The organism is Achromobacter sp. ACM02, from assembly GCF_014851605.1.
GTDB lineage: Bacteria > Pseudomonadota > Gammaproteobacteria > Burkholderiales > Burkholderiaceae_B > Achromobacter > Achromobacter aegrifaciens.
Genome location: NZ_JACUZY010000004.1, coordinates 453,396 through 478,239, shown reverse-complemented (window position 1 = coordinate 478,239; position 24,844 = coordinate 453,396). Strand labels below are relative to the sequence as shown.

Below are 24,844 nucleotides of genomic sequence, written 5' to 3'. Positions count from 1 at the left end.
CCCGGCCCCTCGCCGGTGGCGCATCCGCACTCGGGATAAAATGGCGTCCATTCCATTCCCTAGCACCATTCCCACCATGAGCATCAAAAGCGACCGCTGGATCCGCCGCCAGGCCGAAGCCGGCATGATCGAACCCTTCGAAGCAGGGCAGGTCCGCACGGCCAATGGCGGGCGTATCGTCAGCTACGGCACCAGCAGCTACGGCTACGACGTGCGCTGCGCGGACGAGTTCAAGATCTTCACCAACATCAATTCCACCATCGTCGATCCGAAGAACTTCGACGAAGGCTCGTTCGTGGATTTCAAGGGCGACGTCTGCATCATCCCGCCCAATTCCTTCGCGCTGGCCCGCACGGTCGAGTACTTCCGCATCCCGCGCAGCGTCCTGACGGTTTGCCTGGGCAAGAGCACCTATGCGCGCTGCGGCATCATCGTCAACGTCACGCCGCTGGAACCCGAATGGGAAGGCCACGTGACGCTGGAGTTCTCGAACACCACGCCGCTGCCGGCCAAGATCTACGCGGGCGAAGGCTGCGCGCAGATGCTGTTCCTGGAAAGCGACGAAGTCTGCGAGACCTCTTACCGCGATCGCGGCGGCAAGTACCAGGGCCAGCGCGGCGTGACCCTGCCGCGCACCTGAAGTCTCAGTCCGCGCGCCGCGGCGCCGGACGCAGGTAGTCGATATCCCACTCGCTTTCGCCCGTCTGCACGAACCCGTGCCGGCGGTAGAAGCGGTTGGAATCGCTGTCGCGCAGCGCGCCCAGGCTTACCGCCAGCCCCAGGCGGTCGGCCTCCTGCAGGATCTTGCGCATGACCTGTCCGCCCAGCCCCGAACCCTGCGCGGCGGGGCGGATGTACAGATGATCCAGGCGCAAGCCGTCACCCTCCGGGCGCAGCGCGTAAAACCCGATCCGCTGGCCATCTTGCTCGATGGACCAGGTGTGTTCCGGCCGGAATGTGCTGCGCAGCCGCGAGCGCGCGCGTTCAGGATCGAAGCGCCCCAGGCGCTCCAGGCTTTCGCGCATGGCTTCGATGCGCAGCGCCAGCAGGTCTTCGAAATCCGCTTCCGAGATCGGGGCGTATTGCAGCTGCGCCGTGGACAGCTCATCGTAGCCCCGGCCCAGGAACTGCAGGATGCAGATACCGTGACCGTAGGGATCGCTCAGGTGGGCGATGCGGCCCCAGGTGTGCGAGACGGCCGGGTCTTCCAGGCGCGCGCCAGCGGCCACCGCCTGTGCGACCGCGCGGTCCGCGTCCTCCACCACCACGTCCAGATGCACCGGCGTCCAGTGCCGCGCATAGTCGCGCGGCTGGCGCGTGGCGCCGGCGGCGGGCGTACCCGCCGCCTTTTCCAGCAGATAGATGGGCGCCTCGGCCCCTGCCATCTCGGCCACCGTCGGTCCTATCCGGCGTCGCAGTGTCAGGCCGAACGCGCGTTGATAGAAGTCGATGGCGTGTTCGAGATCGGGCACGTCGATGTTGACCAGGATGCGCATTGGGGGGCCGTCTGCTGAGTGAAGAAAAAAACATATCATGGCCGCGGCGCGCGGTGTTACTTGCAAATCCGCTAAAGAACATCGCCGCCGCGTCCGTAAATGACAGTACATGTGTTTGCCGATTTGGCGACGTCATCTCCGCAAGCGTAAAAAAGCCCCGACCCGTGCGTTACCCCCATATCCCCTGGCTGCCTTTGTTGTTCTATCCTGCGCTGCCGGTGGCCGCTGCGGTGGGGCTGCTGCTGTGGCGCGAATGGCCGCCGGCCTTGACGCAGATCGTGCCGTTCGTGCCTTGGGTGATGGCGCTGATCGGCGTTGCCGTGTGCCTGATGTACCAGCGCGCACAGACCATGGTGCTGATGCTCAGCGTGCTGGCCGCCACGGCGGCCTGGCCGGCGCTGGCCACGGAAGCGCCCTGGGCCGTCGGACCGGCGCTGGCGTGGTGGTCCCTGGCCTACACCATCAACGCCCTGTGGTCCGAGCGCTCCAGCATGTTGCTGGACCTGGCCGCCCGCATCGGCATGATCGCCGCCGGCGCGGCGGCGATTGCGCTGGCCGGCAAGGACGGCGTGAACGATCTGCTTGGCATGCTCTCCGTGCAGGGCAGGTTGGCCCACCTGAGCGTGCCGATCGAAGGATTGATCGCCTTGCTGGCCACGGGCCTGACGCTGACCCTGCTGTTGCTGCGCTATGGGCGTCCGCAGCAGGCGGGGCAGTGGCTAGGATTCGTGTGCATGGCGTGGGCCTTGCCGCGCGGGGCGGAGCATCCCGTCGAACTGGCGCTGATGTCTACCGCCGCGCTGACGGCCCTGTGCATCTCGCTGGCCCACGAAGGTTTCCACATGGCGTTTCGCGACGAGCTGACCGGCCTGCCGGGCCGGCGCGCGCTGAACGAGCGTCTGCAGCGCATGGGGCGCGTCTATACGCTGGCGATGGCCGACGTCGACAACTTCAAGGCTTTCAACGACACCCACGGGCATGACGTAGGCGACCAGGTCCTGCGCATGGTGGCGGCGCAGTTGCGGCGCGTGCCGGGCGGCGGCCGGGCCTACCGCTACGGCGGCGAGGAATTCACGCTGGTGTTCCCGGGCAAGACCGCGGCGGAAAGCATGCCGCACCTGGAAAGCGTCAGGCGCTCCATCGAGGCCTACCAGATGCGCCTGCGCGACAAGCCGGTGCGCCCCAAGGCCGACCAGATCGGCCTGCGCCGCCGCGGCGGGCGCGACGCGCGCAATGCGCGGCCGCTGCGGGTGACGGTCAGCATAGGCGTAGCCGAACGCAGCGACTCCCTGCGCGCGCCCGACGCGGTGATCAAGGCGGCGGATCAGGCGCTCTACAAAGCCAAGGACGAAGGCCGCAATCTGGTGCGGGCGTTCAGCACGCGGCGCCGGACTGGCGCGGCCTGATGCCGCGCCGCTACTTGCCGGCCAGCGGCAGCGCCATCAGCGCTTCGTCGTAGAGTTCGCCGTTCACGCATAGCGCTTCGCGCTCGCGCCCGTATTCGGCAAAGCCCAGGCTTAGATACAGCGCGGTGGCCGCCTGATTGTTGGCGGTCACGCTCAGCTGCACCTGGCGGATGCCGCGCATGCCCGAGGCATGGGCGATCGCCGCCTGCATCAGTTGCCGGGCCAGGCCCTGACCGCGCTGCGCCGGCGCCACGTACATGCTCCAGATGTGCGCTTTGTGGCGCATCTTCAGTTTGCGCTGGCGGCCCACGCCGACCATGCCGGCCAGGACCCCGCCGCAGAACGCGCCAAACATTGCGCTGTCGTCCGAAGGCTGGATCCAGCCGCGGATATCCTCCAATGTCAGCGTGTGTTCCTCTTCGTAACTCGATCCGAACGATTCAGGGGTTTCCACCAGGGCGTCCAGGCGCAATTGGCGCAGCGGCGCCGCGTCGGCGGGAACAAGGCGTCGGACGGTGATCGGGGACATGGTCGGCAAGTGTTGGGAATAGGGAACGTTCGGCGGTGGATTCGCCAGTATAGGGGGACGCGCTGCCTATAATGGTCCTAACGCCGCTTGCGGTTTTCACAAAGGAGCCAATGATGTTCGGTTTCCTCAAGACAAACCAGGACGCCAAGCGCGACGAAGTCCAGGAAGAGTTCGTGGCGCGCGTGGCGGGTGCTGCGCAGGACTTCGTCCAGGCAGCCGGCTCGGCTGGCGCCGTGCTGGATTACACGCCATCCAGCGTCCATGCGCTGGACGAAGCGCTGGAGGCCGCCCATCTCGGGACCTTGCCTCTCACTCCCATGCAGACCGTCGGCGCCGCCGCCTACCTCTACGAGGTGGGACGCCGCGCGTATGGCGGCCTCTACGAAGTGTGCGATGACGAGGACCCAGTGGTGCTGGTCTGCGGCGAGCCCGATTCCGAGGTCTGCTTCGGCGCCATCGCCAAGGTCGAAAGGCGCATCCGTTACGGCTCCGCCGAGGCCATCCCACCTTATTTCGAACAGTTCCTGATGGCCTTGCAGGCGGGCGAGGCCCGCACCATCCGATAGCGTCCCGGCGCTTCGGGCGCCCGGTTTGCTTCCCCGTGCGGCCCGGCTCTCTGTGCTGAAAACGTCCGCTTTTGGCGCGATGACAACGGCCGTCCGGGCCATTCCGGGATTTCCCTTAGGACTGTAAGAAAAACAGCCCTACAATTCGGCCATTCCCGCCGCCCTGGCGGGTGCTCGCGCCGTCTGTCATCAGGCGGATTTTTACTAGAAGTACACTCGCGCCGCGTTACGCGTCCGAACCCGCCTTGCCCCCAGGAGCGCCTGCATGAAATTCCGCTTCCCCATTTTCATCATCGACGAAGACTACCGTTCCGAGAACGCGTCCGGTCTGGGTATCCGCGCCTTGTCCGCGGCGATCGAGGCCGAGGGCGTCGAGGTGATCGGGGTGACCAGTTACGGCGACCTGAGCTCGTTCGCCCAGCAGCAGAGCCGGGCCAGCGCCTTCATCCTGTCGATCGACGACGAAGAGTTCGACGTGGATTCGCCCGAGGACGTGGCCAGCGCCATCAAGAACCTGCGCGCCTTCATCGGCGAGCTGCGTTTCCGCAATGCCGACATCCCCATCTACCTGTACGGCGAGACGCGCACGTCCGAGCACATCCCCAACGACATCCTGCGCGAGCTGCACGGCTTCATCCACATGTTCGAGGACACCCCCGAATTCGTGGCGCGCCACATCATCCGCGAAGCCCGCAGCTACGTCGACAGCCTGCCGCCGCCGTTCTTTCGTGAACTGGTCAAGTACGCGCAGGACGGCTCGTACTCCTGGCACTGCCCCGGCCACTCCGGCGGCGTGGCTTTCCTGAAGAGCCCGGTGGGCCAGATGTTCCACCAGTTCTTCGGCGAGAACATGCTGCGCGCAGACGTCTGCAACGCCGTGGACGAACTGGGCCAGCTGCTGGACCACACCGGTCCCGTGGCCGAATCCGAACTGAACGCCGCGCGCATCTTCCACGCCGACCACTGTTTCTTCGTGACCAACGGCACCTCCACCTCCAACAAGGTGGTGTGGCATGCCAACGTGGCCGCGGGCGACGTGGTGGTGGTGGACCGCAACTGCCACAAGTCGATCCTGCACGCCATCACGATGACGGGCGCGATTCCGGTGTTCCTGCGCCCCACGCGCAACCACCTGGGCATCATCGGTCCGATTCCGCTGGAAGAATTCCACCCGGACAACATCCGCAAGAAGATCGAGGCCAACCCCTTCGCGCGCGAAGCGGTGAACAAGAACCCGCGCATCCTGACGCTGACGCAGAGCACCTACGACGGCGTCATCTACAACGTCGAAATGATCAAGAAGCAGCTGGGCAGCTACGTCGACACGCTGCACTTCGACGAAGCCTGGCTGCCGCACGCGTCGTTCCACGAGTACTACCAGGACATGCACGCCATCGGCCAGGACCGTCCGCGCAGCCAGGACGCGATGGTGTTCGCCACCCACTCCACGCACAAGCTGCTGGCCGGCATTTCGCAGGCCTCGCAGATCATCGTGCAGGAGTCCGAGACCCGCAAGCTGGACCGCAACGTCTTCAACGAAGCCTACCTGATGCACACGTCCACCTCGCCCCAGTACGCGATCATCGCGTCCTGCGACGTGGCCGCCGCCATGATGGAGCCGCCGGGAGGCACCGCGCTGGTCGAGGAAAGCATCCGCGAAGCCCTGGACTTCCGTCGCGCCATGCGCAAGGTGGAATCCGAATTCGGCAAGAACGACTGGTGGTTCAAGGTTTGGGGGCCGAACCGCCTGGTTTCGGAAGGCATCGGCAACCGCGACGAATGGATCCTGGAGTCCAACGACCACTGGCATGGCTTCGGCGAAATGGCCGAAGGCTTCAACATGCTGGACCCGATCAAGGCCACCATCATCACCCCGGGGCTGGACATGTCGGGCAGCTTCGGCGAAACCGGCATTCCCGCCGCGCTGGTCTCCAAGTACCTGACCGAGCACGGCGTGGTGGTCGAGAAGACCGGCCTGTATTCGTTCTTCATCCTGTTCACCATCGGCATCACCAAGGGCCGCTGGAACACGCTGCTGACCGCCTTGCAGCAATTCAAGGACGACTACGACCGCAACCAGCCGCTGTGGCGCATCCTGCCGGAATTCTGCCGCGACCATCGCCGCTACGAGCGCATGGGCCTGCGCGACTTGTGCCAGGAGATCCACGAAGCCTATCGCGCGCGTGACGTGGCCCGCCTGACCACCGAGATGTACCTGAGCGACATGGTGCCGGCCCTCAAGCCGTCGGATGCCTTCGCCCGCATGGCGCACCGCGAGGTCGAGCGCGTCGACATCGACAAGCTCGAAGGCCGCGTCACCGGCGTGCTGCTGACCCCGTATCCTCCGGGCATCCCGCTCTTGATCCCGGGCGAACGCTTCAACCGCACCATCGTCCAGTACCTGCAGTTCGCGCGCGAGTTCAACCAGCGCTTCCCGGGCTTCGAAACCTACATCCACGGCCTGGCCGACGAAGTGGGTCCGGATGGCGAAAAGCGCTATTACGTCGACTGCCTGATCGAAGACTGATGTTCGATGTAGCAGTACTCGGCGCCGGCGCCGCGGGCATGATGTGTGCCGCGGTCGCCGGCCAGCGCGGCTTGCGCGTGGTGCTGGTCGACCACGCCGAGCGCCTGGCGGAGAAGATCCGCATTTCCGGTGGCGGCCGCTGCAACTTCACCAATATCGGCGCCGGCCCCGCCAACTTCCTCTCCGACAATCCGCATTTCTGCCGTTCGGCCTTGGCCGGTTACACGCCGCAGGATTTCCTGGCGCTGATGAAGCGCCACCACATCGCCTGGCATGAGAAGCATCGCGGCCAGCTGTTCTGCGACGATTCCAGCGAATCCATCATCGAAATGCTGCGCGCGGAGTGCGACGCGGGCAGGGTGCAGTGGCGCATGGGATGCTCGGTGGTCGAGATCGGCCATGGCGAGCAGGGTTACGAGCTGCACACCAGCCAGGGCACGATCCGCGCCGCGAAACTGGTGATCGCGACCGGCGGCATGGCCATTCCCCAACTGGGCGCCACCGATTTTGGCCTGAAGATCGCGCGGCAGTTCGGCCTGAAGGTCGTGGAACCGCGTCCCGCCCTGGTGCCGCTGACCTTCGATGCCGAGCAGTGGCGGTCCCTTTCCGAATTGTCCGGCGTGGCGCTGGAGGTCAATCTGCACACGGGGCAGGGCAAGGCGCGCGGCGAGTTCCTCGAGGACCTGCTCTTTACCCATCGCGGCCTGTCCGGACCTGCCATTCTGCAGATCTCCAGCTACTGGAAACCTGGCGAGCCCATCGTGATCGATCTGGCGCCTGGCCGCGACCTGGCGGAAGAACTGCTGGCGTCGAAGTCGGGCAACCGGCAGCAGCTGCATACCGTCCTGGCGGGCCTCTGGCCCAAGCGCCTGGCCGACCGCTGGCTGCACCTGGCGGAGCAGGGCGGCAAGCCGGGCCTGGCGGCGCTGCGCCTGGCCGACGCGCCGGACAAGACCTTGCGCACGCTGGCCCAGGACATCCATCAATGGAGCCTGGTGCCCAGCGGCACGGCCGGCTACAAGAAGGCCGAAGTCATGCGCGGCGGCGTGGACACGCGCGGGCTGGACCAGAAGTCCATGCAGGCCAAGACCGTCGCCGGCCTCTATTTCATCGGCGAAGCCGTGGACGTCACGGGTTGGCTGGGCGGCTACAACTTCCAGTGGGCCTGGGCTTCGGGCGTGGCCTGCGGCAAGGCGCTGTAGCGTCCTCTGGCGGGACAGGGCGCCGATAGGCCGACGCTATGGCAGGTATTGGAAGCCTGCCATTGTTATATCAAATAAAAATACTTATCATTTATGTTTTCGATATTGATCCAAACCCTGAATCGGGGGGCGGATCCAACGGAGACATGCATGGCCTACACCCTTCCGCCCCTGCCGTATGCCTACGACGCCCTGGAACCTCACATCGACGCGATGACGATGGAGATCCACTACAGCAAGCACCATCAGACCTACGTCAACAGCTTGAACGCCGCGCTGGAAGGCGCGGGCATCGTCACCAACGAGCCGGTCGAGTCCCTGGTGGCGCGGCTGGAGCAGTTGCCCGAAGCCATCCGCGGCGCCGTGCGCAACCATGGCGGCGGCCACGCCAACCACAGCCTGTTCTGGTCGGTCATGTCGCCCGAGGGCGGGGGTGAGCCGGACGGCGCATTGGCAGCGGCCATCGAGTCCGAACTGGGCGGGCAGGCCGCCTTCCGCGACGCGTTCACCAAGGCTGCGCTGACCCGCTTCGGCAGCGGTTGGGCCTGGCTCTCGGTCACGCCGGCCGGCAAGCTTGCGGTGGAAAGCAGCGCCAACCAGGACAGCCCCCTGATGCACGGCAACACGCCCATTCTGGGGCTGGACGTGTGGGAGCACGCCTATTACCTGAAGTACCAGAACCGCAGGCCCGAGTACATCGGCGCCTTTTACAATGTCGTGAATTGGCCTGAAGTGGCGCGCCGCTACGCGGCAGCCCAGCGCTGAGCGCATCTCTCGCAAGGAGGGCAGCGGCACATGAATACCTTCAGCCGTCATCGCGTGCGGCCGGCGGCCACCAGCATCAGCGTGTGGACCCTGGCCGTATTGGTGGCATGCCTGGGCCTGCACCAGTTGTGGGCCTATCTGGACGTGCGCGCGCCGCACGTGGCCGATGCCCTCCTGGGCGGGCTGGTGGCCGCGGGCGCTACTGCCCTGGGTACTTTGCCCATCCTGTTTGCCCGGACCATCCCCCAGAAAATGCAGGACAGCATGTTCGGCTTCGGCGCCGGCGTGATGCTGGCCGCCAGCGCCTTCTCGCTGGTGGCGCCTGGCATCGCCGCGGGCCGCGACCTGGGCTATGGCCCCTGGGGCGCCGGCTTGACGGTGGGCGCGGCCGTACTGCTGGGGGCGGCGGTGCTGCTGCTCATGGACCGTACCCTGCCGCACGAACATTTCATCAAGGGCCGGGAAGGCATCGAGGCGCACCGCCTGCGCCGCACTTGGCTGTTCGTCTTCGCCATCACCCTGCATAACCTGCCGGAAGGCCTGGCCATAGGCGTGGGCTACGCGGGCAACGACGCCATGCGCGGCACCGCGCTGGCCACCGGCATTGCGATCCAGGACATTCCCGAAGGGCTGGTGGTGGCGGTGGCGCTGCTGGCGGCGGGCTATCAGCGCGCCTTCGCGGTGGCGCTGGGCATGCTGTCCGGCCTGGTCGAGCCGCTGGGCGCGGTGCTCGGCGCCGCAGTGGTCGGCTGGTCCGAGCCGCTTCTGCCCTGGGGCCTGGGTTTTGCCGCAGGCGCCATGCTGTTCGTGATCAGCCACGAGATCATCCCCGAATCGCACCGCAAGGGGCATGAGGTCTACGCGACCTGCGGCCTGATGCTGGGTTTCGTGCTTATGATGCTGCTGGACACGGCGCTGGGCTGAGCCGCCGCGGGCATTCCCTGGCCGCGGCTTTCGTTGTATGCTTGCGCCGCTGTCACGCATGTTGCGGGAGAGAGCGGCCTGTACGTCCGGCCGCCGCCGAAGGCGCAATTCGCCCGGAATCGCTCAGGTAACCCATACCGCCCATGCTTGCCCTGTCCCGGTTTTCTCACCGTGCGGACGCGGCAAAACAGTACTCTGGAGAGACCTGGCGCCGACCCTGAACTAGGGACATAGCGAGCAGCCCAGGCGCCGAAGGTGCAAACCCGCCATGCGGGGCAACTCTCAGGCAAAAGGACAGAGGGGCGGAAGATTCAGCCGTTGTACAAGCGCACCCCGCTTGGCACCACTGGCATTCCGTAACCCTGGCAACACTGCCGCCCCGGAGTTTCCGCGCATGTCCGCAACCCTCAAACGCACCCCGCTGGCCGAAGAACACATCGCCTCTGGCGCCCGCATGGTCGACTTCGGCGGCTGGGACATGCCGCTGGCCTACGGTTCGCAGCTGGAAGAGCACCACGCCGTGCGCCAGGACGCCGGCATGTTCGATGTGTCGCACATGCTGAACGTCGACGTGGCCGGTCCCGACGCGTTCGCCTTCCTGCAGCGCCTGGTCGCCAACGACGTGTCCAAGCTGACCGTGCCCGGCAAGGCGTTGTACAGCTGCATGCTGAACCCGCAAGGCGGCGTGATCGACGACCTGATCATCTATTTCTTCGCCGCCGACGAATGGCGCGTCGTGGTCAACGCAGGCACGGCCGACAAGGACGTCGCCTGGATGCAGCGCGTCAAGCAGGCTGGCCAGTTCGACGTTGCCATCACGCCGCGCCGCGATCTGGCCATGGTGGCCGTGCAAGGCCCCAACGCCCGCGCCAAGGTCTGGGCCGCGCGCCCGGCCTGGCAGGCCGCCAGCGAGCCGCTGACCCCCTTCGTGGCCGCCCGCGTGGGCGACGACACCCTGGTGGCCCGTACCGGCTACACCGGCGAGGACGGCTTTGAAATCGTGCTGCCGGCCGCCGAAGTCGTGCAGCTGTGGCGCGACCTGGTCGCCCAGGGCGTGCGTCCCTGCGGCCTGGGCGCGCGTGACACGCTGCGTCTGGAAGCCGGCATGAATCTGTACGGCCAGGACATGGACGAGCTGACCCAGCCCGATCAGGCCGGCCTGACCTGGACCGTGTCCCTGAAGAACGCCGAGCGCCGCTTCATCGGCCGCGACGCGCTGGAACAATTCGCCACCCCCGCCACCTTCATCGGCCTGAAGCTGCAAGAGCGCGGCGTGATGCGCGCGCACATGGCTGTGCGCACCAAGGAAGGCACGGGCGAACTCACCAGCGGCACCATGTCGCCTACGCTGGGCGTGTCGATCGGCTTTGCCCGTCTGCCTCAAGGCGTCAAGGCGGGCGACACGGTCGAGGTCGACATCCGCGGTAAGTGGGTGCCCGCCCTGGCCTGCAAATTGCCGTTCGTGCGTAACGGCAAAGCGGTCGAACACTCGTAAACTCGAAGCTTCGCGCGAGCCGCCGACCCCTGGGGTGACGGCCGCCCGCGCGAGGCGCGCAACACCATTCATCTACCCGCATTCCCTCAGGAGTTCCCATGAGTCTGCCCACCGATCGCAAGTACACCGAGTCCCATGAATGGGTCAAAGCCGAAGGCGATGTGTTCGTCGTCGGCATCACCGATACCGCCCAGGATCAATTGGGCGACCTGGTCTTCGTTGGCGACGTGAAGGTCGGCGCCAAGCTGAACGCCGGTGAAACCGCTGGCGTGGTCGAATCGGTCAAGGCCGCTTCGGACATCTACGCTCCCGTGGCCGGTGAGATCGTCGCGTTCAACGAAGAGCTGGAAAACAATCCCAACCTGATCAACGAATCGGCCTTCACCGCCTGGATCTTCAAGATCAAGCCGGTCAACGCCGCCGACGCCGACAAGCTGCTCGACGCCGCCGGCTACGAAGCCGTCGCCAACGGCTAAGCCAGCCTGGCTGGAACGGGCGCAGGGCACCCGCCACGCGCCTGTTCCGCAAGATGCAATACCGTCCGTCCTCCGACGACACCCGCTATCCCGAGACCTCTCCATGTCGCGCGCCCTAGACACCCACACCGACTTCATTCCCCGCCACATCGGCCCTTCCGACGCCGACCAGGCCGCCATGCTTGCCGTCATCGGCAGCGCCAGCCTGGACGCCCTGATCGAAGAAGTCGTGCCGCCCAAGATCCGCAGCCAGGCCCCGCTCGCGCTGCCCGCCTCGCGCAGCGAAACCGACGTGCTGGCCGAACTGAAGCAGATCGCCGGCCGCAACAAGGTCTACCGCAGCTATATCGGCCAGGGGTACTACGGCACGCAGACGCCCAACGTGGTGTTGCGCAACATTCTTGAGAATCCCGCCTGGTACACGGCCTACACGCCTTACCAGCCCGAGATCTCGCAGGGCCGCCTCGAAGCCCTGCTGAACTACCAGACCATGGTCGCGGACCTGACCGGGCTGGACATCTCCAACGCCTCGCTGCTGGACGAAAGCACCGCCGCCGCCGAAGCCATGACGCTGGCGCGTCGCAGCGCCAAGTCGAAGAGCCCGGTGTTCTTCATTTCGCGCCACGTGCATCCCCAGACCATCGAAGTCGTGCGCACGCGCGCCGAAGGCCTGGACATCGAGATCACCATCGGCGACGAGGCCGAAGGCCTGCCCGAGTGCTTCGGCGTGCTGCTGCAGTACCCGCACAGCACCGGCTCCGTCGCCGACTACCGCAAGCTGGCCGAAGCCGCGCATGCGCAAGGCGCCATCGTGGCCGTCGCGACTGACCTGCTGGCGCTGGCCCTGCTGGCCGCGCCCGGAGAATGGGGCGCGGATATCGCCATCGGTTCGGCCCAGCGCTTTGGCGTGCCGTTCGGTTTCGGCGGCCCGCATGCCGGCTTCATGGCCTGCAAGGACGCCTTCAAGCGCAACATGGCTGGCCGCCTGGTCGGTGTGTCCAAGGACGCGCAGGGCAACCCGGCCATGCGCCTGGCGCTGCAGACGCGCGAACAGCACATCCGCCGCGAAAAGGCCACTTCCAACATCTGCACCGCGCAAGTGCTGCTGGCCGTGATGGCTGGCATGTATGCCGTGTGGCACGGTCCGGCCGGCATCCGCCGCATCGCCGAGCGCGTGCAGCGCAGCACCGCCATCCTGCGCGCCGAGCTGGTCAAGCTGGGCGTGAAGGTCGTCAACGACACCTTCTTCGACACGCTGCTGCTGGAAACCGGGGCGGCCACGCCCGCCATCCTGACCGCCGCCGATTGCGCGCACATCAACCTGCGCCGCGTCGATGGCGCCCGCCTGGCGGTGTCGCTGGACGAGACCGTGACCGCGGCTGACCTGCAGGCGCTGGTCAACGTCTTCGCCGCCGGCCTGGAACGCGACGACGTCGAACTCGACATCGACGCGCTGGACGCGGCCGCCGCCAGCGGCATTCCCGCCGGCGTGGCGCGCGAAAGCGCGATCCTGACGCACCCGGTGTTCTCCAGCGTGCAGTCGGAAACCGACATGCTGCGCTACCTGCGCAAGCTGGCCGACAAGGATCTGGCGCTGGACCGCACCATGATTCCGCTGGGCTCGTGCACCATGAAGCTCAACGCGACCGCCGAGATGATCCCCATCACCTGGCCCGAGTTCGCGCTGATCCACCCGTTCGCGCCGGCTTCGCAAAGCCAGGGCTACAACGAACTGATCGACCGCCTGTCGGCCGCGCTGTGCGAGATCACCGGCTACGACAACATCAGCCTGCAGCCCAACTCGGGCGCGCAGGGCGAGTACGCAGGCCTCCTGGCCATCCGCGGCTACCATCAGGCCAACGGCCAGCATCAGCGCAACATCTGCCTGATCCCGTCGTCGGCGCACGGCACCAACCCGGCCTCGGCGCAACTGGCCGGCATGGACGTGGTGGTGGTGGCGTCGGACGCCAACGGCAACGTCGATCTGGCCGACCTGCGCGCCAAGATCGAACAGGTCGGCGACAAGCTGGCCGCTTTGATGATCACGTATCCGTCGACCCACGGCGTGTTCGAGGAAGCCGTCACCGAGATCTGCGATCTGGTGCACCAGGCCGGCGGCCAGGTCTACCTGGACGGCGCCAACATGAACGCGATGGTGGGCGTGGCCCAGCCGGGCAAGTTCGGTTCGGACGTGTCCCACCTGAACCTGCACAAGACCTTCTGCATTCCGCACGGCGGCGGCGGCCCCGGCGTGGGCCCCGTGGCGGTGCGCGCGCACCTGGCTCCGTACCTGCCGGGCGTGGTGAACGAGCAGGGCAAGCTGCCTGGCGACGCCAAGGTCGGCCCGGTGTCGGCCGCGCCGTTCGGTTCCGCGGGCATCCTGCCGATTCCGTTCGTGTACATCTCGCTGATGGGCGCCGACGGCCTGCGCCGCGCCACCGAAGTCGCCATCCTGAACGCCAATTACATCGCCACCCGCCTGCGTGACCACTATCCGGTCCTGTACGCGGGCCGCAACGGCCGCGTGGCGCACGAGTGCATCCTCGATGTGCGTCCGCTCAAGGAAACCAGCGGCATCAGCGCCGAAGACATCGCCAAGCGCCTGATGGACTACGGCTTCCATGCGCCCACCATGAGCTTCCCGGTGGCCGGCACGCTGATGGTCGAGCCGACCGAATCGGAAGGCGTTGCCGAACTGGACCGCTTCATCGACGCGATGATCTCGATCCGCGAAGAAATCGCCCAGGTCGAGCGCGGCGAGCGCGATGCCGAGGACAACGTCCTGAAGAACGCGCCGCACACCGCGCAGATGCTGCTGGCCGAGGAATGGCTGCACGCGTACCCGCGCCAGCAGGCCGCCTACCCGGTGGCCTCGCTGCGCGACGCCAAGTACTGGCCGCCGGTTGCCCGCGTGGACAACGCCTATGGCGACCGCAACCTGGTGTGCGCCTGCTTGCCGATCGAAGCCTACGCATAAATGCGGGCCGGGAGGCCCGGCGCGAGCCGGGCCCAAGGCAAAAAAAATCCCCCATCCGAAAGATGGGGGATTTTTTTGTCTTGCGTCAGCCGAGGTTTACTTCGCCGGCGCGGCCTTGCTGGCCACCGAGAAGTCTTCCGCGATGCTGAAGAATGTGTTGAGCATGATCTGCAGGTTTTCCTTGCCGATGCCGCCTTCCGAGTTCATGTCCATCTGCAGCACGGCCCGGTTCTTGTCGTCCAGGTAGGCGCGGGTCCAGCGGTATTCCTGGTTCCAGGCGTTGATGGCCTTGAGCGAGACCGGCTTCTTGCTGCTGTAGGTCGCGGTCACGACGAGGTCATGGCACTTCTCGGTGAAGTCGTTGCACAGGAAGTCGACGCGCAGCTCGCTGGCGCCGGTGTCGCGGGGATCCAGGATCAGGACGGGACCTTCGTCGCCGTCTTGCTTGCGGGGGTTGTAGACCATGTCGTCCAGCATGGTCGTCACGGTGTCCAGGTCGAAGTCCTGCATGTAGCCGGCCACGGACGCGGTGTCGGAGGGCGCGGCAAGTTCCGCGCCTTCGGCCGGTTCGCCTTCCTCTTCCATGCCGTCCATGTCATCCATGTCGTCGTCCATTCCGGTCGCGCCCAGCAGGCCCGAGAACAGTTCGTCGGCGGGGATCTTCTGGCCGTTCAGGTCGCCCATGCCATCGGCGTAGTGGAACTTGCCGATGATGTTGTCGCCGTCGTTCTTGCCGACGTTGAGCATTTCAGCCATGCCGGACATCGAGCGCATCTGGTCGTCGGCTTCCTCGGCCGCCTTTTCCGCGGTCAAGCCTTGCTTCTTGACGGCGTACTGGACGATCAGTTCGCGCACCATGGGCTTGGAGATGACCAGCGTCGCATCGATCTGCTTGATGGCCTTGACCATGATCTCCTGCGGCGTCAGGTCCTTGACGTTGGGCGGATTGGTCAGGTCCAGCGCGAAGGTCAGCTTGCTTTCGCCCTTGTCGGTCTTCCAGCTGATCGGGTCGATGCTGAACGTGGGGTTGCCGTTGAGCAGCTTGCCGGCGTTTTCCAGCACGGCGTCGAACTGCTCGTCCTTCAGGCCTTCGTCGCTGGCGCCCAGCATGTACTGGCGCACGATCTGGTTGTAGGTGTCCGACAGCTGCTTGATGGCGGCGCCGTCCAGCTTGGCGAGCTTGATCACGGCCTGGCCGTTGCCCAGCGCCACGTCGTTGAGCGTGATGGTGCCGGTCTGGTAAGTGGCTTCGACGTTGACGTTCTTGTCGTCTTCGGCCAGCTTGACGCCGTAGCCCAGATTGTCCACCGAGACCTTGATGTCGTCGCCGGCGCGGGTCACGTCGAGGCGCTTGAGCTTGACGCTGGAATCTCCGATGGAGAGGCCGAACTTGCCCATGCGGCTGTCGACGTCCATGGTCAGGCCGGACATCAGCATCTTGACGGGATCATCCGACTTTTCGCCGTCCACCGACAGCGTTTCGACCAGGGCGTGCGCCGTGACGGCCTGCAGCGCGCGGTCGAAGGTGCCGTTGATCGCCATGCCGCTGAAATTGACGGCGTTGCCTTCGTGCGTGATCTGCACGGGGGCAATATTGGCGGTGGAGGTGGCGAAGCCGCCGAAACTGATGACCGTGTCGGCGCTCAGGGGCGCGACGCCCTTGGTCAGCTCGAACAGTTCCTTGATGTTGTCGGTCTTGGCGAGCTCGGCGTGCGTGAACGCCAGCTTGGGCGCGATGGCGCCGCGCGCCAGGGCGCTCTTGGGGAAGGGGCCGTGTTCGATGGACGCATCGAACTCGATCATGCCCTTGGGCATGTCTTCGGCGACCTTGTCGCCCTTGACCAGCGACACGCCGTAGCGCGCCTGCGTCGAGAACAGGCCACGCTCGTACTTCAGCTGATCGATGCGCAGACCGAACAGGGGCGTGATCTTGGCCAGCTTTTCATTGGCTTCCGCCAGGTGGCGCTGCGAGCTTTCCTCGATGCGCTTGCCGGTGTACCACGTGGCCCCGACCCAGCTTCCCGCTCCCACTATGACCACGCCCAGGGTGATCGCTACGCTCTTTTTCATCGTTCTGCTTGTATCGTTGATTATCGAGTCATATCCGGTGAACGGCGGCTGCTTCTGGCCGCCGGACGCCGTTACTGACGCCCGCCATCGGAATACGCGTATTCATCGGCCTGTAAGGCCCGCGGCGAGTATACCGAGGCCGATGGTCATCTGAGGGCGCTCGCCGTTACAGAAGATTTCAAAATGAAAGCCGGCGCAGTTGCGCCGGCTTTCCGGGGTACAGCGACGGCGGTCCGGTTTACATCGGATCTAGGGGATAGATGGGGCGGCGCACGTGCTTGAAATCAAGCTGGCCGTAGTCCGAGGTGGTCACCCCCACGCCGGTGCATTCGATGACCTGCGTTGCCATGTCGGAAAAGCCCGCGCGCCAATGCACGCGGCTCTTGAGCACGACATAGCGTTTTTGCAGCGGATCGATGCCGGCCGACAGCAGGCAGTTGATGTCGAACGGCTCCTGGTGACGGGACACCACCACGATTTCCACGCGGCCTGTGTCGATCACGACTGTCAGGCCGGTGTCGTTGCGCACGCCGCGGTACATGGGGCCGCGGTTCAGGTAGACGCCGTCGAACACCAGCTTGACGCGGCCGGTAACCTCCAGCGGCTCGCTGGGCTCCTTGATGGCGGGCATGGCGAGCTTGCCGCCGAGCTGGATCGTGATCGTCTGGCCCACGCCTGCCGCAGCCGCGTCGAGTGCGGCCTGCGGGTCGCAAATGGCATAGAAGACCACGTTCTCCAGTTCCTGGCGCAGCACCTCGGCCAGCACGGCGGTGGTGTCCATGGTGCCGCCGGAACCGGTATTGTCGTAATGGTCCAGCAGCACGACCGGGCCTTGTTCGATGGCCTTGGCGCGGGCTATGGTGGGCGCCAGCGGCTCCGGGTGGAATACCCAGTCGGCGCGGCCGTTCCAGGCCTGGTCCAGCAGTTCGTCGCGGTGGCGCTGCGCCTGGGCCAGGTTGCCGTCGGTACAGACCACGGCACTCAGGCCGGCTTCGCGGATGTCGGCGTGGGGGAATCCCACGAAGACGGAGGCGGCCAGGACGCCGCCGGCTTCCAGTTCCTTGCAGCGTTCCTGCAGCGGCTTGTTGGGCGCCGCGTGGGTGCCTTGGCACATGATGTGCGGCAGCATGGGCTTGTTGGCCCAGGACATGACAGGCTTGATCTCGCCCTTCAGGGTGCGCGCGATCACGTTCGCGGCGCGCAGGCCGGCCGCGCGGATGTCCACGTGCGGATAGGTATGGAAGCCGGTGATGACCGTGGCATGCTTGACGATGTCGTCGTAGATATTGGCGTGCATGTCCAGCGTCACCGCCACGGGCGTGTGCGGATCGATCTCGCGCAGGCGGCGCAGCAGGTCGCCCTCGGCGTCCTCCACGCCTTCGGCGACCATGGCGCCGTGCAGGTCGAGCAGGATGGCGTCGTAGCCGCCGCGCTGGACCTCGTCCAGGACCAGCTTGCATAGCCGTTCATGGGTTTCGGCGCTGGCGGGGCCGCTGGGCCAGGATTCGGCCGCCACGGGCACGACCATCTCGGCGCCTTCGCGGCGCGCCACTTCGATATAGCCGCCCAGCCCGCTGTCGGTGTTCTCGTAGGCCTTGATGGCGCGGTCGCCGGCCAGGACCTCCGGGTTGCCGCGAAAGAAGCGCTCAAGCGGGGTAGGCACGGGCGAAAACGTATTCGTCTCGTGCTTGATCATTGCCAAAAGCCAACGCATGGGAATTCCTGTGGGTTTGCTGTTGAGGATCGGTCAGGCCGCCCGGGGCGGCTGGGGCCAGGGGTGTTGTTCGGGTCGCATGGCTTCCCAGGCGCGCGCCATGCGCAGCACCCCCAGGTCGTCAAAGCGCGCGCCGGCGATCTGCAGGCCGATGGGCAGGCCGGCCTTGGTGTAGCCGCAATTGACGGACGCCGCCGGCTGTTCGCTCATGTTGTACGGGAGCGTGAATCCGATGTGGTGCATGGTGGTCGCGACCTCGTTGGTGGGCGACGGCCATTCGGCGTTGTAGGCGACCACCGGGGCCACGGGCGAGAGCACGTAGTCGTAGGGCGCGCAGGCCGCGACCGTCTTGGCGCGCACGTTCATGGTCTCGTAGTAGCTGCGGAATACGGCTTCGCCGGACTGGCCGCCGCCGCTTTCCGCCCAGGTGCGGATGAAGGGCAGGATCTTGTCGCGGCGGGCCTGCGGCAAGGCCGACAGATCGATGGCCGAGCGCGTGCGCCAGAAGCGGTCCACGCCCTCCAGCATGTCGGGCGTCATCCAGGGCTGCATCGGCGTCACGATGGCGCCGGCGGCCTCGAAGGCGCGGGCAGCGGCCTCGACCGCGGCGCGGATTTCCGGGTCCAGGGGCAGGCCGCAGCCCGCATCCATGAGCAAGCCGATGCGCAGGCCGCGCAGGTCGAGTTCCAGGTCCAGCCAGTCGAAGTCCTGGTAGGGCAGGCTCATGTGGTCGCGCGCGTCGGGCTGCGACAGCACGCCCATCATGAGCGCCGAGTCGGCGACGGTGCGCGTCATGGGGCCGGCGCAGCGGCCCATGAACGGCGGGTCGATGGGAATGCGGCCCAGGCTGGGCTTGAGCGTGGCAATGCCGCACCAGGCCGCCGGCAGACGCACGGAACCGCCGATGTCGGTGCCGATATGCAGCGGGCCGTAGCCTGCGGCTGCCGCGGCGCCCGCGCCGGCGCTGGAGCCTCCGGGGTTCTTGGAAAGGTCCCAGGGATTGCGGGTCAGTTCATGGAAGCTGGACAGTCCCGAGGACAGCATGCCGAAGTCGGGCATGGTGGTCTTGCCCAGCAGCACGGCGCCCGCCTCGCGCATGCGGGCGGCCGGCGGTGCATCGGCGGCGGCAGGCTTCAATTCCGTTGCTGCCGTGCCCAGCGGCACCGGCACGCCGCGCGTGGCGATGTTTTCCTTGATGGTGGCGGGCACGCCGTCCAGCGTGTGCCCGCCGGTCGCCAGCGGTTCGCCCTTCATCCAGCGAGCCTCGGAGGCGCGGGCCTGCGCCAGCGCGCCGTCCGCATCCAGCGCGTAGGTGGCCTTCAGCTGGGGTTCCCAGCGGGCGATATGCTCCAGCACCGAGCGGGTGACTTCGACGGGCGAGAGCGTCTTGTCGCGGTAGGCCTGGAGCAGCTCCACGGCGGACAGTTCATGCGGTTGCGGCATTTCGGTTCCAGTGTGTGTACAGGCTGCGAGTTTCAGGGCGCGGCCGCGTGGCCCAGGCCGGCGGCGACCGGCCGGAAGTTGCGGAAGTCCCAGTCGCGTCCGGGGGCGGCGTCGATCAGGGCCCGCGTGTATTCGTGGCGCGGTTCGGTCAGCACGGTTTCGGCGGAGCCGGTTTCGACGACCTTGCCTCGCTGCATGACCATGATGGTGTCGCAGATCTGTGCCGCCACGCGCAGGTCGTGGGTGATGAACAGCACGCCCACGCCGGTGCGCTGGCGCACCTGTTCCAGCAGTTCCAGCACCTGCGCCTGCACCGACACGTCCAATGCGGACACGGCTTCGTCGGCCACCAGGACCTCGGGGTCCATGACCAGGGCGCGCGCGATGCAGATGCGCTGGCGCTGGCCGCCGGAGAACTGGTGCGGGTAGCGGTTCATTGCGTCCGGACTCAGGCCCACCACGCTCAGCGTTTCGCCGGCGCGCTTCAATGCCTGCTCGCGGGCAACGCCGAAGTTCAAGAGGCCTTCGATGATGGACTCACCGACGGTGCGTCGCGGATTCAGCGAACGGTACGGATCCTGGAACACGATCTGGATGCGGCGGCGCACCGGGCGCAGCGCCGAGCCGGACAGGGTGCTGAGGTCTTCGCCGCCCATCATCATGTGGCCGGCGGTGGGTTCGATCAGGCGCACGATGCAGCGCGCCACGGTCGACTTGCCTGAACCGGACTCGCCCACGATGCCCAGGATCTCGCCCTTGCGCAGCGTCAGGTTGACGTCGGCGGCCGCGATCACGTTGCGCGCGGCCTGGCGCGAGAACAGCGAACTCTTGGTGCCGTAGGTGCGGCCCAGGCCCTTGACGTGCAGCACCGGCATGCCGGCCGGCGCCTCGCGGCGCGAGGGCACCAGGCTGGGTACGGACGACACCAGGCGACGGGTATAGGACTGCTTGGGCTCGGCCAGGATCTCGTTGCGCGTGCCGCTTTCAATCAGGTCGCCGCGGTTCATCACCACGATGCGGTCGGAGATCTCGGCCACCACGCCGAAGTCGTGGGTGATGAACAGCACCGCGGTCTGGTGCTTGACCTGCAGTTCCTTGATGAGCGCCAGAATCTGCTTCTGCGTGGTGACGTCCAGCGCCGTGGTCGGCTCGTCCGCGATCAGCAGCTTGGGCTCCAGGATCAGCGCCATGGCGATCACGATGCGCTGGCGCTGGCCGCCCGACAACTGGTGCGGATAGGCTTCGAAGATGCGTTCGACGTCTGGCAGGTGCACCGACCGGAACATGTCCAGCACCTTGGCGCGGCGCTCCGCGGCCGACATCTGCTTGCGGTGCAGGCGCAGCACTTCGTCGACCTGCTTGCCCACGGTGTGCACGGGGTTCAGCGCGGTCATGGGTTCCTGGAACACCATGGCCATGCGCGTGGCGCGCATCTCGCGCAGGCGGCGCTGCGTGGCCGTGACCACGTCTTCGCCTTCCACGCGGATCGAACCCGCGCTGACGCCCAGCACGCCGGGAGGCAGCAGGCCCATGACGGCCAGCGAGGTGACGGATTTGCCGGAGCCGGATTCGCCGACCACGCACACGGTTTCGCCGGCATGCACGTCCAGGCTCAGGTTGCGCACGACGCGGTTGCCGGCGCCGGCGACTTCCACCGAGAGGTTGCGGATGGCCAGGATGGCGGTCGAAGTATCGCCCGCGGGAGGAGTGGGGGAATAGGTCATCGGCATCAGATCCTGCGCACCATTTTCGGGTCCAGCGCGTCGCGCAAGGCGTCGCCCAGGATGTTCACGCTGAGCACGGTCAGCGACAGGAACAGGCCGGGGAACAGGATCAGGCCGGGCAGCATGCGGAAGTACATGCGTCCTTCGGACATGATGTTGCCCCAGGAGGCGATCTCGGGCGGGATGCCCGCGCCCAGGAAGCTCAGGATGGCTTCGGTGAGCATGGCGGACGCGAACACATAGGTGCCCTGTACCGTCAGCGGCGCGATGGTGCTGGGCACCATGTGGCGCCACAGCAGCAGCGGCAGCGGCGTGCCCAGGGCCAGCGCGGCTTCGACATAGGGTTCGCCGCGCACGGTCAGGATCTGGCCGCGCACCAGCCGCACCACGCGCGGAATTTCGGGGATGGTGATGGCGACCAGAACGGTCGTGATGCTGGCGCCAGTGACCGATACCAGGGCGATCGCCAGCAGGATGCCGGGGATGGCCATGATGGCGTCCATGGTGCGCATGATCAGCCCGTCCAGTGAACGGAACCAGCCCGCGATCACGCCGATGACCAGGCCGATGGCGACGCTGACCAGCGCCGCGCCCAGGCCCGCGATCAGCGAGACGCGCGCGCCGTAGGCCACGCGCGACCAGACGTCGCGGCCGAAGGCGTCGGTGCCCAGCAGGTAATCGGAGAAGGGCGGCTTCAGGCGCGCGCCGGGGTTGATCGAGGTGGGGTCGACGGTACCCAGCAGCGGTGCGAACAGCGCGATGGCGACGACGGCCACCAGCACGATCAGCGCCAGCATCACGGGCCAGCTTTTGAGGCCCTGGCGGATCTGGCGCCAGGCGGTGGCTTGGGGCGTGCCGCCGCCGGGGAGATCTGCGGCCGCTTGCGCGGCGGCATCGGTTGGCGTTTGCATGGTGTTAGTACCTGATCCGAGGGTCGAACACCGTGTAGGCGCAATCGACAACAAGATTGATGAACACGTAGACGAACGCGAAGAAGAGCGTCAGGCCCTGGATGACGGGGTAATCGCGCGCGAGCACGGCTTCCACCACCAGCCGGCCCAGGCCGGGGATGTTGAACACCGATTCGGTCACGACCACGCCGCTGATCAGCAGCGCGATGCCCAGGCCCACCACCGTGGCGATGGGCACGGCGGCGTTGCGCAGGGCGTGGCCCAGCAGCACGCCGGTTTCGCCCAGGCCCTTGGAGCGCGCCGTGCGGATGAAGTCCTCGCCCATGACCTCGATGACGCTGGTGCGCGTGATGCGCGCGATCAGCGCCACGTAGACCGTGGACAGGGCCAACGACGGCAGGATGAGGCGGTGCAGGTACGGCCAGAAGCCCTTGGCCAGCGGCGCGTAGCCCTGCACGTTGAACCAGCCCAGCTTGATGGCGAAGAGCCAGATCAGCAGGTAGCCCGTGACGAAGACCGGCACCGAGAATCCCAGCACCGAGAAGCCCATCACGGCGCGGTCCAGCAGCTTGCCTTGGCGCCATGCAGCCAGCACGCCCAGCGGAATGGCGACGAGCAGGGTGAACACCAGGGTCAGCACCGCCAGGCTGAGCGACGGTTCCAGGCGCTGGCCGATCAGCTTGGTGACCGGCACGCCCGACATGAGCGAAGTGCCCAGGTCGCCTTGCAGGAGCTTGCCGCCCCAGATGAAGAACTGCTTGATGACCGGCTGGTCCAGGCCCATCGTCTGGCGTATCTGGACGATGCGCTCGGGCGTGGCGCCGTCGCCCGCCATGATGATGGCCGGATCTCCCGGGCTGAAACGCAATATCGCGAAGACCACCACCGCGACCATCACCAGAACGGGGATGGTCGCGAGGAGCCGGCGTGAGACAAATGCCAGCATGTATTTCCCCCTGAACTACTTGCCCATCAAGGGGCTTTCTTGACGTTCCAGAACGCGAACACCGGCGCGTGCACCAGGCCCGAGAGCTTGGTCGAGTAGACGGTGGGCACGGACATCTGGCCCAGCGGCACGTACAGGCCTTCATCGATGCCGATGCGCTGCACTTCCTCGGCGATCTTCTTCTGTTCCGCGGGGTCGGAGGTCAGCGCCATCTTGGTGCGCAGCTCTTCGATCTGGGGGAAGTCGGGCCAGCCGAACCAGGCGTTGTCGCCGTTGGCCGCGGCCGGGGCGGAACGGACCGGGTCCATCACGTCGGTGGCGTACCAGTTGGTGTTGTGGATGTTCCAGCCGCCTTCCGCGGGAGCAGCCTTCGAGGCGCGCCGCGTTGCGACGCTTTGCCAGTCCATCGCGGCCAGGTTGACGTTGAAGCCGGCCTTGCGCAGCGCCTGCGCCATCACCACCGGCTGCGCCGACAGCGTACCGACGTCGGTCGCGTGCATGACCAGGATGGGCGTGTTGTCGTAGCCCGCTTCCTTCAGCAGCGCCTTGGCCTTCTCGATGTTGGACGGCACCACCATGTCCTTGCCGATGTCGCTTTCCAGCGGCGTGCCGCAACCCCACAGCGAGGCGCAGGTCTTCCAGTACTTCGGATTGCCGACCAGCGCCTTCATCACGTCTTCCTGGCCGATGGCGTACATCGCGGCCTGGCGCACCTTCTTGTTGTTGAAGGGCGGGTACTTGAAGTTGAAGCGGTACATCGTGAAGTAGCCGACCGGGCTGAGCGACTCTTCCTTCAGATCCTTGTTGCCTTCGATCATCGGCAGCAGGTCATACGGGAACTGTTCGACGAAGTCGATCTCGCCGCCCAGCAGCGCGTTGGCGGTGGTCAGCGCATCCGGCATGACGTCCCATTCGACCTTGTCGACGTTGACGACCTTGCCGCCGGCCAGGCCGCTTGCGGGTTCCTTGCGCGGCACGTAGTCGGCGTTCTTGGCGTAGACGGTCTTCACGCCCGGCTTGAATTCGATGACCTTGAACGGACCCGAGCCGGTCATGTCGGTGATGGGCTGACCGATGGCCTGTTCGGCGATGCGCTTGGGCATCATGAACGGCGCGGTGCCGGTGGGCTTGGACAGGGCGCGCAGCGCCAGGTCCGTGGGTTCCTTCATGACGATGCGGAAATTCTTGTCGTCGATGACTTCGATCTTGTCGGTGAACTTCAGCAGCGTGCGGCCCATGCCGTCGCCGGCGGCCCAGCGTTTGATCGAAGCGACGCAATCCTCGGACGTCACCGGCTTGCCGTCATGCCATTTCTGGCCGTCGCGCAAGGTCATGGTGTAGGTCTTGCCATCGGGGGAGACTTCCCACTTTTCCAGCATCTGCGGCTGGATCTTGTTGTCGGCGTCGGTGGCCAGCAGGGTGTCGTAAATCATGTAGCCGTGCCACGTCGTGATGTACGCGGTGGTGGCATGCGGGTCGGTCAGGCGCAGAGGCGAGTGCATCACCGACTTGATGACGGTCTCGGCGTAGGCGCCGTGAGCCATCATCATGGTGGCGCCGGCCAGCGCGGCCGCTCGGACGTACTTCAGCATGAATGTTCCCCTTGATGCGTGGTGAGCGGCGCCATCGCGCCGCTGCGTCGTTGGTCCGCCGCGCGGTGGCGGCGTGCGAGC

Annotated in this window: 19 protein-coding genes and 2 riboswitches; of the genes, 10 read left to right on the top strand and 9 right to left on the bottom strand. The window is 66.3% G+C overall.

From position 1 onward, the window contains the following. Positions 1-76 precede the first annotated feature (76 nt). Positions 77-640, top strand: a complete 564-nt coding sequence (dcd, locus tag IB258_RS14740; RefSeq protein ID WP_041654363.1) for a dCTP deaminase — start codon at positions 77-79, stop codon at positions 638-640. Positions 641-644: 4 nt separating this feature from the next. Here the strand turns inward: dcd and IB258_RS14735 are convergent, their stop codons facing one another. Next, positions 645-1,496: a GNAT family N-acetyltransferase gene (locus IB258_RS14735; protein WP_192329370.1), complete on the bottom strand. Its 852-nt coding sequence runs from the start codon at positions 1,494-1,496 to the stop codon at positions 645-647. Between the two features lie 164 nt (positions 1,497-1,660). Here IB258_RS14735 and IB258_RS14730 point away from each other — a divergent pair, with 164 nt between their 5' ends. Further along, entirely contained in the window at positions 1,661-2,902 is a 1,242-nt protein-coding gene (locus tag IB258_RS14730; protein WP_175161315.1) for a diguanylate cyclase, read from the top strand. Positions 2,903-2,912: 10 nt separating this feature from the next. Here IB258_RS14730 and IB258_RS14725 read toward each other — a convergent pair whose 3' ends face one another. Beyond that, the gene (locus IB258_RS14725; RefSeq protein WP_054452319.1) at positions 2,913-3,431 is read right to left on the bottom strand and encodes a GNAT family N-acetyltransferase; all 519 of its coding nucleotides are present in this window, start codon (positions 3,429-3,431) and stop codon (positions 2,913-2,915) included. Positions 3,432-3,544: 113 nt separating this feature from the next. Here IB258_RS14725 and IB258_RS14720 point away from each other — a divergent pair, with 113 nt between their 5' ends. From IB258_RS14720 to gcvP, 8 genes are all read left to right on the top strand, one after another. Continuing rightward, the gene (locus IB258_RS14720; RefSeq protein WP_054451998.1) at positions 3,545-3,997 is read left to right on the top strand and encodes a hypothetical protein; all 453 of its coding nucleotides are present in this window, start codon (positions 3,545-3,547) and stop codon (positions 3,995-3,997) included. Between the two features lie 265 nt (positions 3,998-4,262). After that, entirely contained in the window at positions 4,263-6,524 is a 2,262-nt protein-coding gene (locus tag IB258_RS14715) for an arginine/lysine/ornithine decarboxylase (RefSeq protein ID WP_054451997.1), read from the top strand. After that, on the top strand, positions 6,524-7,726 hold the full coding sequence (locus IB258_RS14710) for an NAD(P)/FAD-dependent oxidoreductase (protein ID WP_192352774.1): 1,203 nt from the start codon (positions 6,524-6,526) through the stop codon (positions 7,724-7,726). Before IB258_RS14715 ends, IB258_RS14710 begins: the two co-directional genes overlap by 1 nt. A 150-nt stretch (positions 7,727-7,876) precedes the next feature. Then, positions 7,877-8,491, top strand: coding sequence for a superoxide dismutase (locus IB258_RS14705; RefSeq protein WP_088154256.1), 615 nt, complete (start codon positions 7,877-7,879; stop codon positions 8,489-8,491). A gap of 30 nt (positions 8,492-8,521) precedes the next feature. Beyond that, on the top strand, positions 8,522-9,415 hold the full coding sequence (locus IB258_RS14700; RefSeq protein ID WP_054451994.1) for a ZIP family metal transporter: 894 nt from the start codon (positions 8,522-8,524) through the stop codon (positions 9,413-9,415). A gap of 54 nt (positions 9,416-9,469) precedes the next feature. After that, a riboswitch (glycine riboswitch) is annotated at positions 9,470-9,565 on the top strand. Positions 9,566-9,600: 35 nt separating this feature from the next. Further along, positions 9,601-9,723: riboswitch (glycine riboswitch) on the top strand. 86 nt (positions 9,724-9,809) lie between these two features. After that, complete coding sequence (gene gcvT / locus IB258_RS14695) at positions 9,810-10,910, top strand: glycine cleavage system aminomethyltransferase GcvT (RefSeq protein ID WP_054451993.1); 1,101 nt, start codon at positions 9,810-9,812, stop codon at positions 10,908-10,910. Between the two features lie 98 nt (positions 10,911-11,008). Beyond that, complete coding sequence (gene gcvH / locus IB258_RS14690) at positions 11,009-11,386, top strand: glycine cleavage system protein GcvH (protein ID WP_042795177.1); 378 nt, start codon at positions 11,009-11,011, stop codon at positions 11,384-11,386. Positions 11,387-11,489: 103 nt separating this feature from the next. After that, positions 11,490-14,363 carry an aminomethyl-transferring glycine dehydrogenase gene (gene gcvP, locus IB258_RS14685; protein ID WP_054451992.1) on the top strand — a complete coding sequence of 958 codons (2,874 nt, stop codon included), beginning with the start codon at positions 11,490-11,492 and terminating at the stop codon, positions 14,361-14,363. Between the two features lie 96 nt (positions 14,364-14,459). On the opposite strand, the gene IB258_RS14680 is transcribed toward gcvP, so the two are convergent. The 7 genes from IB258_RS14680 to IB258_RS14650 form a co-directional block, all read right to left on the bottom strand. Then, positions 14,460-16,433: a DUF945 family protein gene (locus IB258_RS14680; protein WP_175180589.1), complete on the bottom strand. Its 1,974-nt coding sequence runs from the start codon at positions 16,431-16,433 to the stop codon at positions 14,460-14,462. A gap of 238 nt (positions 16,434-16,671) precedes the next feature. Beyond that, on the bottom strand, positions 16,672-18,147 hold the full coding sequence (locus tag IB258_RS14675; protein ID WP_119450320.1) for a M81 family metallopeptidase: 1,476 nt from the start codon (positions 18,145-18,147) through the stop codon (positions 16,672-16,674). 33 nt (positions 18,148-18,180) lie between these two features. Further along, positions 18,181-19,590: an amidase gene (locus tag IB258_RS14670; RefSeq protein ID WP_054451989.1), complete on the bottom strand. Its 1,410-nt coding sequence runs from the start codon at positions 19,588-19,590 to the stop codon at positions 18,181-18,183. Positions 19,591-19,622: 32 nt separating this feature from the next. Then, a complete protein-coding gene (locus tag IB258_RS14665; RefSeq protein WP_054451988.1) occupies positions 19,623-21,314 on the bottom strand; it encodes an ABC transporter ATP-binding protein in 1,692 nt (563 codons plus the stop codon). Positions 21,315-21,319: 5 nt separating this feature from the next. Then, complete coding sequence (locus IB258_RS14660) at positions 21,320-22,225, bottom strand: ABC transporter permease (protein ID WP_054451987.1); 906 nt, start codon at positions 22,223-22,225, stop codon at positions 21,320-21,322. A gap of 4 nt (positions 22,226-22,229) precedes the next feature. Beyond that, positions 22,230-23,171: an ABC transporter permease gene (locus IB258_RS14655; protein WP_054451986.1), complete on the bottom strand. Its 942-nt coding sequence runs from the start codon at positions 23,169-23,171 to the stop codon at positions 22,230-22,232. A gap of 26 nt (positions 23,172-23,197) precedes the next feature. Further along, on the bottom strand, positions 23,198-24,763 hold the full coding sequence (locus IB258_RS14650; protein WP_054451985.1) for an ABC transporter substrate-binding protein: 1,566 nt from the start codon (positions 24,761-24,763) through the stop codon (positions 23,198-23,200). Positions 24,764-24,844 lie beyond the last annotated feature (81 nt).

Coding starts and splice junctions, on each gene's coding strand:
- IB258_RS14705 (WP_088154256.1), top strand. CDS start 7,877: ATGGCCTACACCCTTCCGCCCCTGCCGTATGCCTACGACGCCCTGGAA.
- gcvP (WP_054451992.1), top strand. CDS start 11,490: ATGTCGCGCGCCCTAGACACCCACACCGACTTCATTCCCCGCCACATC.
- IB258_RS14725 (WP_054452319.1), bottom strand. CDS start 3,431: ATGTCCCCGATCACCGTCCGACGCCTTGTTCCCGCCGACGCGGCGCCG.
- IB258_RS14675 (WP_119450320.1), bottom strand. CDS start 18,147: ATGCGTTGGCTTTTGGCAATGATCAAGCACGAGACGAATACGTTTTCG.
- IB258_RS14715 (WP_054451997.1), top strand. CDS start 4,263: ATGAAATTCCGCTTCCCCATTTTCATCATCGACGAAGACTACCGTTCC.
- IB258_RS14665 (WP_054451988.1), bottom strand. CDS start 21,314: ATGACCTATTCCCCCACTCCTCCCGCGGGCGATACTTCGACCGCCATC.
- IB258_RS14670 (WP_054451989.1), bottom strand. CDS start 19,590: ATGCCGCAACCGCATGAACTGTCCGCCGTGGAGCTGCTCCAGGCCTAC.
- gcvT (WP_054451993.1), top strand. CDS start 9,810: ATGTCCGCAACCCTCAAACGCACCCCGCTGGCCGAAGAACACATCGCC.
- gcvH (WP_042795177.1), top strand. CDS start 11,009: ATGAGTCTGCCCACCGATCGCAAGTACACCGAGTCCCATGAATGGGTC.
- IB258_RS14680 (WP_175180589.1), bottom strand. CDS start 16,433: ATGAAAAAGAGCGTAGCGATCACCCTGGGCGTGGTCATAGTGGGAGCG.
- IB258_RS14720 (WP_054451998.1), top strand. CDS start 3,545: ATGTTCGGTTTCCTCAAGACAAACCAGGACGCCAAGCGCGACGAAGTC.
- IB258_RS14660 (WP_054451987.1), bottom strand. CDS start 22,225: ATGCAAACGCCAACCGATGCCGCCGCGCAAGCGGCCGCAGATCTCCCC.
- dcd (WP_041654363.1), top strand. CDS start 77: ATGAGCATCAAAAGCGACCGCTGGATCCGCCGCCAGGCCGAAGCCGGC.
- IB258_RS14655 (WP_054451986.1), bottom strand. CDS start 23,171: ATGCTGGCATTTGTCTCACGCCGGCTCCTCGCGACCATCCCCGTTCTG.
- IB258_RS14650 (WP_054451985.1), bottom strand. CDS start 24,763: ATGCTGAAGTACGTCCGAGCGGCCGCGCTGGCCGGCGCCACCATGATG.
- IB258_RS14700 (WP_054451994.1), top strand. CDS start 8,522: ATGAATACCTTCAGCCGTCATCGCGTGCGGCCGGCGGCCACCAGCATC.
- IB258_RS14735 (WP_192329370.1), bottom strand. CDS start 1,496: ATGCGCATCCTGGTCAACATCGACGTGCCCGATCTCGAACACGCCATC.
- IB258_RS14710 (WP_192352774.1), top strand. CDS start 6,524: ATGTTCGATGTAGCAGTACTCGGCGCCGGCGCCGCGGGCATGATGTGT.